Here is a 10,592-nt window from a genome sequence, read left to right as displayed (position 1 = left end):
ACTGACACACCGCTTTCGCGAGCAAGCCCGCTCCCACACGGATCTGTGTCGCCAGACTAACCGCGATAGATCAGCTGTGAAGTCTTCGCATTGCGCAGCGTCAAGTGTTCGATCCCCAACCCTGGCGCCGAGGCTTCTTCGCGGGCCTTGAGGATCACGCCGTGGTGCGGCGACTTGCTGCACACCGGGTCGGCATTGCTGGCATCGCCAGTCAGCATGAAAGCCTGACAGCGGCACCCGCCCAGGTCCTTGTGCTTTTCATCGCAGGAGCGGCACGGCTCCTTCATCCAGTAATCGCCGCGAAAACGATTGAAGCCGAACGAGTCGTTCCAGATGTGCGAGAGGCTGTGCTCGCGCACGTTGGGAAACGCTACCGGCAACTGCCGGGCGCTGTGGCAAGGCAAGGCCGTGCCGTCGGGGGTGATGTCGAGAAACAGGTTGGCCCAGCCGTTCATGCAGGTCTTGGGGCGTTCCTCGTAGTAGTCCGGGGTGACGAAGATCAGCTTGCAGGGATGGCCCTGTGCCTCAAGCCGCTGGCGATACTCGTTGGTGATGCGCTCGGCGCGCTGCAATTGTTCCTGTGTGGGCAACAGGCCGACGCGGTTGAGTTCAGCCCAGCCATAGAACTGGCACGTGGCCAATTCGACGAAATCCGCTTCCAGCTCCAGGCACAACTCGATGATCTGCGCGATCCGGTCGATGTTGTGCCGATGGGTGACGAAGTTCAGCACCATCGGATAGCCCTGGGCTTTCACCGCACGGGCCATGGCGAGTTTCTGGGCAAAGGCCTTGCGCGAGCCGGCGAGCATGTTATTCACCGCTTCGTCGGCGGCCTGGAAGCTGATCTGGATATGGTCCAGCCCGGCCACCTTGAAGTCGCGCACCTTCTGCTCGGTCAGGCCGATGCCCGAAGTGATCAAATTGGTGTAGTAGCCCATGTCCCGGGCGGCCTTGATCAACTCGGCGAGGTCCTGACGTACCAGTGGCTCGCCACCGGAAAAGCCCAATTGCGCGGCGCCCATGTCCCGCGCTTCGCGGAATACGCGAATCCATTCGTCCGTACTCAGTTCCTCGCCGTGTCGAGCAAAGTCCAACGGATTGGAGCAATAGGGGCACTGCAACGGACAGCGGTAAGTCAGCTCGGCGAGCAGCCACAACGGCGGTCCAGGCAGCGTCTCACTCGATCCAGAATTGCGCATGGGCCACCTCCAGAAACGCCAGCACGTCTTCGTCGATCCCGGGTACGCCGGGGAAATTCGCGCTCAATCGATCAATGATCGCCGCCACGCTGCGCTGGCCATCCACCAGGTCCAGAATCTGCCCGGCGCTGCTGTTGAGCTTGATCATGCCTTCGGGGTACAGCAGCACGTGGCAATCCTGACAGGGCTCCCATTGCAGACGAAAACCACGACGCAAGGCCGGTGACTGCTGGCGATTGATCAGGCTCACAGGGCGATCCCCCGGTGCCAGACGTTGTCGCCGGTGACCGTGTGATAAGGCGGGCGTGCAAGTTCGTAGGCCATGCTCATGGCATCGAGCATGCTCCACAGCACGTCGAGCTTGAATTGCAGGATCTCCAGCATGCGTTGTTGCCCCTCGGCCGTCACGTAGTGCGCCAGGGTAATGCGCAAGCCATGCTCGACATCACGCCGCGCCTGACTCAGGCGCGTGCGGAAATAGTCGTAGCCGGTGACGTCGATCCACGGGTAATGGGTCGGCCAGGCGTCGAGTCGCGACTGATGGATCTGTGGGGCAAAGAGTTCGGTCAGCGAACTGCTGGCCGCTTCCTGCCAGCAGGCGCGACGGGCGAAATTGACGTAGGCGTCCACCGCAAATCGCACCCCGGGCAGCACCAGTTCCTGGGACAAAATCTGCTCGCGATCCAGGCCCACGGCTTCGCCCAGGCGCAGCCAGGCTTCGATTCCGCCCTCGCTGCCGGGGACGCCGTCGTGGTCGAGAATCCGTTGCAGCCACTCCCGGCGCACGTCGCGGTCCGGGCAGTTGGCCAGGATGGCAGCGTCTTTCAGGGGGATGTTGACCTGGTAATAGAAGCGATTGGCGACCCAGCCCTGGATCTGCTCGCGGCTGGCGCGTCCGGCGTACATGGCTTGGTGGAAGGGATGGTGGATGTGGTAGTAGGCGCCCTTGGCGCGCAGGGCGGCTTCGAATTCTGTAGGGGACATCGGGGTCTCGGTCATTGGGGTACTCCTGGAAGCGCTGCGGTGTCTGGTCTGGCCTCTTCGCGAGCAAGCCCGCTCCCACAGGGGTCAGGGTTGAACACATTTTTTTGATCGAAACAGATCCATTGTGGGAGCGGGCTTGCTCGCGAAGGCGTCAGTCGCTACAGCACGATATCCATGCCGTCATAAGCCACTTCGATCCCCCGCCGCTCCAGCAAAGCCCGCTCGGCCGAGTCTTCATCGAGAATGGGATTGGTGTTGTTGATATGGATCAGCACCTTGCGCTGGCGATTGAAACCCTCCAGCACGTCAAGCATCCCGCCGGGGCCGCTTTGTGGGAGGTGCCCCATTTCGCTGCCCAGGCTCTGGCCGACTTCGCAGATACGCATCTCGTCGTCCCGCCACAGGGTGCCGTCCAGCAGCAGGCAATCGGCACGCTGCATCCAGCCCAGCACTTCATCGAAGATTCGGCCAAGGCCAGGCGCATAGAACAGCGAGGCACCGCTGCGCAGGTCTTCTATGAACAGGCCAATGGTGTCGCCCGGTTGCGGGTTGCCGCGATTGGGTGAATACGGCGGCGCGTTGCTCACCAGGGGAATCGCGCGAAATTGCAAATGCTCGCAGGCCGGGATGCCGAACGGCTGGCGATCGAGGCCGACCGGTTGCCATTGCAATCCGCCGTTCCAGTGCTCAAGCATGGTGAACAACGGGAAACCGCTGCTCAGGTCCTGATGCACACGCGCGGTGCACCAAACGTCATGCGGACAGCCTTCGCGCAGGCTGAGCAAACCGGTGCAATGGTCGATCTGGCTGTCGAGCAGTACGACGCCGGCGATGGCAGTGTCACGCAATCGGCGCGCCGGTTGCAGCGGCGCAAAACCCTCGAGTTGCGCGCGAATGTCCGGTGAAGCATTGCACAGCACCCACTCCACACCGTCGTCACTCAGGGCAATCGACGACTGCGTACGGCGCTGGGCCCGCAGGCTGCCATTGCGCACACCGGCGCACTGGCGGCAGTTGCAGTTCCACTGCGGGAAACCACCGCCAGCGGCGGAACCGAGAACGCGGATGTGCATGGCGGATGCTCCAGAAGGCAGGCCCGGCCAACGCATCGGCTGGCCGGGTGGTCAATCAACGGTTGGCGAAATACATCGTCACTTCGAAGCCAATGCGCAGATCGGTAAACGCGGGTTTAGTCCACATGGGTCATTCCTCTTCTTGTGCCCGGGTGATTCCGGTAGAGCCATTAATGCACGGGGCGCCGAGTGCCCGAATGCTACTTTCGAAGGAGTTTGCGGGGTGATTTGGTAGGGGGTGATGCGCAGCCATTGGCATCACACAAACCCTATGTGGGAGCGGGCTTGCTCGCGAAAGCGGTGTGCCAGTCAACATCTCTGCTGAATGACACTCCGTATTCGCGAGCAAGCCCGCTCCCACATTTTGGTTTGCGGTGTTCCTGGGGAAGTTAGAAGAACCCCAGCGGATTGATGTCGTAGCTCACCAGCAGGTTTTTGGTCTGCTGATAGTGGTCGAGCATCATCTTGTGGTTTTCCCGGCCGACGCCGGACTTCTTGTAGCCACCGAACGCCGCGTGCGCCGGGTACAGGTGGTAGCAGTTGGTCCACACCCGCCCGGCCTTGATCGCCCGGCCCATGCGGTAGGCCCGGTTGATGTCGCGGGTCCACAGGCCGGCGCCGAGGCCGAACTCGCTGTCGTTGGCAATCGCCAGCGCTTCGGCTTCGTCCTTGAAGGTGGTGACGCCCACCACCGGGCCGAAGATTTCTTCCTGGAACACGCGCATCTTGTTGTGCCCCTTGAGCAGGGTCGGCTGGATGTAATAGCCGCTGGACAGGTCACCCTCCAGACGTTCGGCCGCGCCACCGGTGAGCAGCTCGGCGCCCTCCTCCTGGGCAATGGTCAGGTACGAGAGGATCTTGTCGTATTGCTGCTCGGACGCCTGGGCGCCGACCATGGTCTCGGTGTCCAGCGGGTTGCCGCGCTTGATCTTGACGATCTTCTTCATCACCTCGGCCATGAACGGCTCGTAGATCGACTCCTGGACCAGTGCCCGAGACGGGCAGGTGCAGACTTCGCCCTGGTTGAAGAACGCCAGCACCAGGCCTTCGGCGGCTTTTTCGATGAACGCAGGTTCAGCGTTCATGATGTCTTCGAAGAAAATGTTCGGCGACTTGCCGCCCAGTTCGACGGTACTCGGGATGATGTTCTCGGCGGCGCAATGCATGATGTGCGCGCCCACCGGGGTCGAGCCGGTGAAGGCGATCTTGGCGATGCGCTTGCTGGTGGCCAGGGCCTCGCCGGCTTCGCGCCCGAAGCCCTGGACGATGTTCAACACGCCCGCCGGCAGCAGGTCGGCGATCAGCTCGGCGAAGACCATGATCGACAGCGGCGTTTGTTCGGCAGGCTTGAGCACGATGCAGTTGCCGGCGGCCAGGGCCGGGGCGAGTTTCCAGGCAGCCATCAGCAGCGGGAAGTTCCACGGAATGATCTGCCCGACCACGCCCAGGGGCTCATGGAAGTGATAGGCCGTGGTCAGCTCATTGATCTCGGCAGCCCCGCCTTCCTGGGCGCGGATGCAGCCAGCAAAGTAGCGGAAGTGGTCGGCCGCCAGCGGCACGTCGGCGTTGAGGGTTTCGCGCACGGCCTTGCCGTTGTCCCAGGTTTCGGTGACGGCCAGGACCTCAAGGTTCTGCTCGATGCGGTCGGCGATTTTCAGCAGCACCAGGGAGCGGTCCTGGGCCGAGGTCTTGCCCCAGGCGTCGGCAGCGGCATGGGCGGCGTCCAGGGCCTTGTCGATGTCGGCGGCGCTGGAGCGCGGGAACTCGGCGATCACTTCACCGTTGACCGGCGAGGTGTTGGTGAAGTACTCGCCATTGATCGGGGCGACAAACTCGCCACCGATGAAGTTGCCGTAGCGCGGCTTGAAGGTAATGACGGCGCCTGGGGTTCCGGGTTGTGCGTAGATCATGATGGGCCTCTGTCTGGGTCGGAGCCTGTCGTACTGACAGGCGATACGCCGATACTAGAGAACCCCGCGCGCCAGACGAATGCATCGTTGGCAGGAGGGGCTCTCGTTATTTGGTCGTAGGTTTCACACATTCCAATGTGGGAGCGGGCTTGCTCGCGAAGGCGTCGTGTCAGCCAAAAAACCTGTTGAATGACACACCGCTTTCGCGAGCAAGCCCGCTCCCACAGGGGGTTATGCGGTGGGTTCGGGGGTTAGTGCTTGGCTACCAGATCCTTGGGCAGCTTGAAGGTCCAGAGCATGCCGCCCTGGTTGAAGTCCTTCACCCGCTTGGCCACTTCGCCGCCCCACAGCGGTACCGCGCCGCCCCAGCCGGAGAGCACCGAGACGTACTGTTCGCCGTCCATTTCCCAGGTCACGGGCGAGCCAAGCACGCCGGAGCCGGTCTGGAATTCCCAGACCTTTTCGCCGGTCTTGGCGTTGAAGGCCTGCAGGAAGCCTTCAGGCGTGCCGGTGAACACCAGGTTGCCCTTGGTGGTCAGCACCCCGCCCCACAGCGGCGCGTAGTTCTTGTGGCGCCAGACTTCCTTGCCGGTTTTCGGATCGATGGCCCGCAGCACGCCGATGTAGTCTTCGTTCAACGGCTTGATGGTGAAGCCGGCGCCGAGGAACGCCGCGCCTTTCTTGTAGGCGATACCTTCGTTCCAGATGTCCATGCCCCATTCGTTGGACGGCACATAGAACAGCCCGGTGTCTTTGTTGTAGGCCATCGGCATCCAGTTTTTCGCGCCGAGGAACGCCGGCGCGACGAAGACCGAACTGCCCTTGGCTTCGGAACCCGGGGCACCGGGACGGCTGGCTTCGTTGTAGATCGGCCGGCCGTTCTTATCCAGGCCAGTGGCCCAGGTGATCTTGTCCACGAACGGGAAACCACGGATGAATTTGCCGTTGGTGCGGTCCAGCACGTAGAAGAAGCCGTTACGGTCGGCAGTGGCCGCCGCCTTGATCTCCTTGCCACCTTCGCTGTAGTTGAAGGACACCAGCTCGTTCACGCCGTCGTAGTCCCAACCATCGTGAGGCGTGCTCTGGAAGTGCCACTTGATGGTGCCGTCGTCCGGGTTGAGCGCCAGGCGCGACGAGGAGTAGAGGTTGTCGCCAGGGCGCAGGTGCGAGTTCCACGGCGCCGGGTTGCCGGTACCGAACAACAGCAGGTTGGTTTCGGGGTCGTAGTAACCGCCAAGCCAAGGGGCCGCGCCACCGGTTTTCCAGAGATCGCCTGGCCAGGTCTTGCCCGCCTCGCCGCCGGAGATGCCGTTTTCCACCGCTTTGCCGTCCTTGTAGACGTAGCCCATATGGCCTTCGACCGTTGGCCGGGTCCACAGCAGATCACCGTTTTTCGGGTCGTAGGCCTCGATCTTGCCCACCACGCCAAACTCGCCACCGGCCACGCCGGTAATCAGCTTGCCGTTGATCACCAGCGGCGCGGCGCTGATCGAGTAGCCTTCTTTGTGGTCGGCGACTTTCTTGCTCCACACCACCTTGCCGGTGTCCTTGTTCAGCGCCACGAGCTTGGCGTCGAGGGTGCCGAAAATCACCAGGTCGCCATACAGCGCGACACCACGGTTGATCACGTCGCAGCAAGGGCGGATGTCATCGGGCAGGCGCGCATCGTATTGCCAGAGTTTCTTGCCGGTGCGCGCATCCACGGCAAATACCCGGGAGTAGGAACCTGTCATATACATCACGCCGTCCTTGACCATCGGCTGCGCTTGCTGGCCACGCTGTTTTTCTCCGCCGAAGGAAAACGCCCACGCCGGGCGCAGCTCCTTGACGTTGTCGACGTTGAGAATATCCAGCGGGCTGTAGCGCTGCCCTTGAACGCCGAGGCCGTTGGTCACGACCTGTTCCGGGTTCTTCGGGTCCTGGAGAATGTCCTGGTCGGAAACCCCGGCCAATGCCTGGCCGGACAACAGCATGGCACTGAGCAGCAGGCTCAAGACGAAGGGCTGGCGACGTGCGGGTTGGGTCATGACGGCTTCCTCTGCGGATTTTTGTTATGTCCGGAAAATTTTCCCGGTCTGGTGCAGATTCTTGGGCGCCGCTGCCCTGGCAACAATTGCCCGCAATGTGGAGTTTTCTAGTTCCTTGGTACAGGTTCGGAGGAGATGAGTAGCTAACTTTGTGCCATACATAGATCCCCTGTGGGAGCGGGCTTGCTCGCGAAGGGGCCGTGTCAGTCACCTTTTATGTCGACTGACACTCCGCTTTCGCGAGCAAGCCCGCTCCCACATTAGATCAGGGTGGGTCAGTTATTTGCGGCGGAGTCCACCCGGGTCATCTGCCCGCGCTCGTAACGTGGATACAAATGACTGACGCTGCGGATCAGTTCATAACGGCTCAGGTTGATCCCGGCGAAGCGTTCGGGGATGGGGCTGCGGATCATCTCGGCCATATCACTGCCATTGGCCGCGCCGTCGCGCATGAGCTGATCGAGCCAGGTCAGGTAATCGCGCATCTGCTCGAAGGGTTGTGGATCGCTCGACACCGGCCCATGGCCCGGCACGATCTGCGTCCAGGGCAAGCCTCGCAGGGTCGCGATGTCCGCCAGCCACACCGACAGCCCTGGACTGTTGGGCGTTGTCAGCGCCCGCTGATAAAACACCAGGTCCCCGGCAAACAGCACGCCGGTTTGCTGGTCGAGAATAGCCAGATCCGCGCCCGTATGCCCACCCAGGCTCAGCAAGCGCAGATCGTGATTCCCAAAACTTTTCACGCCGGGTGTCAGCGCCTGGGTGGGCAGCACCACTTCGGTGCCACGCATCCAGTCGCCGACCATCCGGTACATATTCTCCGCCATGGCATCGCCTTGCTGGTGCAACAGCTCGCTGGTGCCGGCCAAGGCGCCGATTGGCACGTCGGTGAAGGCTTGATTACCCAGCACATGGTCCGGGTGGTGATGGGTCAGCAAGACCTCGATCACCGGCTTGTCGGTGGTGGCGGCAATGGCCTTGCGCATCGCTTCGCCGTAACGCCTGGACGGCCCGGTGTCGATCACCACCACACCGCGTTCAGTGACGATAAACGCGGTGTTGACGATGTTGCCGCCGTTGGCCTTGGCGAAATTATCGGTGCGGCCTTCCAGTAACCAGGTGTCCTGGGCAATCCGCCGGGGCTTGAGCGAGTACTCGAGATCGGCCAGGGCCGGCAGACTGACGCTTAACACCATCAACAGGATCCAGCGCATGCCACGCTCCTTAGGGTCAGGGGATCGACGCATCGAACTCATTGCCGCTGTTGTCCCGTAGCAGCAGGCGCGTTTGCCCTGCCCCTTCGATGTCGAAGGCCAGGTTGGGGTTTTCGCTGACCGCGGGGAACAGCTCCAGCCGGGCCAGCACTTGCTCGTTGCGGTCGCGCAGTTCGGCATGGTTGATGAAGAATTCCGGAATGCCGCTGACCATGCCGTTGTCCATGGGATGGGCCACCTGCATACGCAAACGGCTGAACCCGTCCCGGGGATAACGGCCGCCGAGCACTTCGCCGATGCGCTCCTCCCAGCCCGGTTGAGTCCGCACCACGCTCGGCGCGGTGCAACCGCCACCCGCGGCGTCAATCAGGGTCGAGCCGACATGCCACACGCCGTCGCGGGTCAACACCGCCGCGCGCAAGGGCGTCGCCTGTTCGATGCGAATGCGCAAAGACAGCCACGGCAAAACCGAATTCAGCGGCTGGAAGTCGACGATTTTCGGCAACGGATTCAGCTCTGCCCAGGCGAGGATTTTCACCACCTCGCCATTGAACGCCCGGGCATCGATTTCCAGCGGCACCTGCCGGGCATCTTCGGCAAACGGCGGCGCCAGCAGCTTGACCCGCTCATCGAACACGAACGGCGCATTGCCCAGAAACCGCTGATGGTAGAAGGCCCACATCACCGATGGCACCGGATCTTTGCCCGGATCGATAGCGTCAGCCTGTGCCGCCAGGCTCAACCAGCAGGCCAACAGACAACTCCCTCGCCATTTCATCGCCTGCTCCTTATTGATACATCTCGGGCACGTCGTAACGCAGGCCGTAATGGCCGTAGATGGTCTTCACCGAACCGTCGCGGATCAGCGCTTCCAACGCCTCTTCCACGGCATAGGCCAGTTGACGGTTGCTTTCGTGCACCGCCATGCCGATTTCCCATAGCTGCTTGCCCATGTTCGGGTAGGCATTTTCTGCCAGCGCCACCTGTGGGTCGGCCGCTTCGTGCACTTGCCAGTCGATTTCTCCGCGCATGGCCATCACCGCGTCGACCTCACCGGCCCTCATCGCGGCAAACGCCTGGGGTACGCCCGAATAGTGATGCGTCTTGCCGGCGAGCATGCCGTTGAACACCGAGGTCAGGTAGAACGACGGCACGCTGTCGACTTCGACACCAATCGGGTGATGCTCGAACACCGCGACGCTGGCGACCTTGTCCAGCCTTCGGCGGTCATAGGCCACCTGCCATTGTTCGTTCTGGTACGGACCGAACATCACCACTTGGCCGTTGACCAGTTCGCCGAACTCGTTGCGCTTCTGCGCGTAGTCACGGTCGTAGGGCACGCGCATCATCAGGTCGGCCAGTTGCTGGTTGTGCAAGGCACTGGCACGCCAGATGTAGTCGCGCAGGTCGTCATCGAGTTTTTCCCCGGCCGGTGCCCAGATCAGCGACAGGCGCACACCGAGTGCCTTGGCCAAGGCCTCGGCGAGTTCAACATCGACTCCCTGGGGCTTTCCGGCGCTTTCGAAACTGTAGGGGGCGAAGTCCTTGTAGACCGCCACCTTCAGCTCCCCGGCGGCGATCATTTCGTCGTAGTTGCGAACCTGCGCCTGCACCGCCTGGCAGCACAGCCACAGAGCGCTGATCAACACCGCGAGCAGGCGCATGGGTCACTCCTCGACGCGCACAGTGTCCAGATAGGTACGCACCGCCCACAGGGCTTCCTGGCTCAGGTAGTCGGCCATCTTCGGCATGTACACCCGACCGTCGCGCACCGCGCCATGGCGCACCCGTTCGGCGAACCATTCATCGCCCGCCTCGCCGACATCGAGCATGCGCAAGTCGGGGGCGATACCGCCGGACTTGGCTTCCAGGCCATGACAAGCCGCGCAGTTCTGGGTATAGGCCGAGGCGCCGATTTCCACTGCCTTGTCGTGTTCCGGGGCGGTGCGATACGGGTTCACCGCGGCCCAGCCATCGGCATCGAGCTGCACCCCGGCGTCCTTGATCGGGGTCAAGCCCTGGGTGGCGACAGCCTGTGGCACCACATTGCCGTGGGCCCAGACGGAACCTGCACTGATCAAACTGGCCAATAGCCCGGTCACGAGCAAGGCGTTGCGTTTTGTTGTCATTGTTATGCCCTCTGGATTGCACGCAAAACCTCTTGGCAGAGGCTATGGCAGCCATC

The 10,592-nt window shown here is 62.3% G+C and carries 11 protein-coding genes; all 11 read right to left on the bottom strand.

What is annotated here, in order from left to right:
- Positions 1 to 56 precede the first annotated feature (56 nt).
- The gene (gene pqqE / locus PspS34_RS12250; protein WP_159389816.1) at positions 57 to 1,199 is read right to left on the bottom strand and encodes a pyrroloquinoline quinone biosynthesis protein PqqE; all 1,143 of its coding nucleotides are present in this window, start codon (positions 1,197 to 1,199) and stop codon (positions 57 to 59) included.
- Positions 1,177 to 1,449 (bottom strand): pyrroloquinoline quinone biosynthesis peptide chaperone PqqD, encoded by a 273-nt coding sequence (gene pqqD / locus PspS34_RS12245; protein ID WP_159389815.1) that lies wholly within the window; start codon positions 1,447 to 1,449, stop codon positions 1,177 to 1,179. The genes pqqE and pqqD overlap by 23 nt, the downstream gene beginning before the upstream one ends.
- Positions 1,446 to 2,198, bottom strand: coding sequence for a pyrroloquinoline-quinone synthase PqqC (pqqC, locus tag PspS34_RS12240; protein WP_159389814.1), 753 nt, complete (start codon positions 2,196 to 2,198; stop codon positions 1,446 to 1,448). The genes pqqD and pqqC overlap by 4 nt, the downstream gene beginning before the upstream one ends.
- Positions 2,199 to 2,341: 143 nt before the next feature.
- A complete protein-coding gene (gene pqqB / locus PspS34_RS12235) occupies positions 2,342 to 3,256 on the bottom strand; it encodes a pyrroloquinoline quinone biosynthesis protein PqqB (protein WP_159389813.1) in 915 nt (304 codons plus the stop codon).
- Positions 3,257 to 3,311: 55 nt separating this feature from the next.
- Entirely contained in the window at positions 3,312 to 3,383 is a 72-nt protein-coding gene (gene pqqA, locus PspS34_RS12230) for a pyrroloquinoline quinone precursor peptide PqqA (protein WP_003253598.1), read from the bottom strand.
- A gap of 262 nt (positions 3,384 to 3,645) precedes the next feature.
- Positions 3,646 to 5,166, bottom strand: a complete 1,521-nt coding sequence (locus PspS34_RS12225; RefSeq protein WP_057715193.1) for an aldehyde dehydrogenase family protein — start codon at positions 5,164 to 5,166, stop codon at positions 3,646 to 3,648.
- Between the two features lie 251 nt (positions 5,167 to 5,417).
- Entirely contained in the window at positions 5,418 to 7,193 is a 1,776-nt protein-coding gene (locus PspS34_RS12220) for a PQQ-dependent methanol/ethanol family dehydrogenase (protein WP_102671474.1), read from the bottom strand.
- Between the two features lie 275 nt (positions 7,194 to 7,468).
- A complete protein-coding gene (locus tag PspS34_RS12215; RefSeq protein WP_159389812.1) occupies positions 7,469 to 8,407 on the bottom strand; it encodes a quinoprotein relay system zinc metallohydrolase 1 in 939 nt (312 codons plus the stop codon).
- Positions 8,408 to 8,423: 16 nt separating this feature from the next.
- On the bottom strand, positions 8,424 to 9,185 hold the full coding sequence (locus tag PspS34_RS12210; protein ID WP_159389811.1) for a quinoprotein dehydrogenase-associated SoxYZ-like carrier: 762 nt from the start codon (positions 9,183 to 9,185) through the stop codon (positions 8,424 to 8,426).
- A 10-nt stretch (positions 9,186 to 9,195) separates the two neighbouring features.
- Complete coding sequence (locus PspS34_RS12205) at positions 9,196 to 10,071, bottom strand: transporter substrate-binding domain-containing protein (RefSeq protein ID WP_159389810.1); 876 nt, start codon at positions 10,069 to 10,071, stop codon at positions 9,196 to 9,198.
- 3 nt (positions 10,072 to 10,074) lie between these two features.
- Positions 10,075 to 10,536, bottom strand: a complete 462-nt coding sequence (gene pedF, locus PspS34_RS12200) for a cytochrome c-550 PedF (protein ID WP_057715198.1) — start codon at positions 10,534 to 10,536, stop codon at positions 10,075 to 10,077.
- Between the last annotated feature and the right edge of the window lie 56 nt (positions 10,537 to 10,592).

The organism is Pseudomonas sp. S34, from assembly GCF_009866745.1.
GTDB lineage: Bacteria > Pseudomonadota > Gammaproteobacteria > Pseudomonadales > Pseudomonadaceae > Aquipseudomonas > Aquipseudomonas jessenii.
This window is presented reverse-complemented; position numbering and strand designations above follow the sequence as displayed.

What these genes read in the sequence shown, in the direction of transcription:
- pqqB (WP_159389813.1), bottom strand. Translation starts at nt 3,256, where the DNA reads ATGCACATCCGCGTTCTCGGTTCCGCCGCTGGCGGTGGTTTCCCGCAG.
- PspS34_RS12215 (WP_159389812.1), bottom strand. Translation starts at nt 8,407, where the DNA reads ATGCGCTGGATCCTGTTGATGGTGTTAAGCGTCAGTCTGCCGGCCCTG.
- PspS34_RS12210 (WP_159389811.1), bottom strand. Translation starts at nt 9,185, where the DNA reads ATGAAATGGCGAGGGAGTTGTCTGTTGGCCTGCTGGTTGAGCCTGGCG.
- PspS34_RS12205 (WP_159389810.1), bottom strand. Translation starts at nt 10,071, where the DNA reads ATGCGCCTGCTCGCGGTGTTGATCAGCGCTCTGTGGCTGTGCTGCCAG.
- PspS34_RS12225 (WP_057715193.1), bottom strand. Translation starts at nt 5,166, where the DNA reads ATGATCTACGCACAACCCGGAACCCCAGGCGCCGTCATTACCTTCAAG.
- pqqE (WP_159389816.1), bottom strand. Translation starts at nt 1,199, where the DNA reads ATGCGCAATTCTGGATCGAGTGAGACGCTGCCTGGACCGCCGTTGTGG.
- pqqC (WP_159389814.1), bottom strand. Translation starts at nt 2,198, where the DNA reads ATGACCGAGACCCCGATGTCCCCTACAGAATTCGAAGCCGCCCTGCGC.
- pedF (WP_057715198.1), bottom strand. Translation starts at nt 10,536, where the DNA reads ATGACAACAAAACGCAACGCCTTGCTCGTGACCGGGCTATTGGCCAGT.
- PspS34_RS12220 (WP_102671474.1), bottom strand. Translation starts at nt 7,193, where the DNA reads ATGACCCAACCCGCACGTCGCCAGCCCTTCGTCTTGAGCCTGCTGCTC.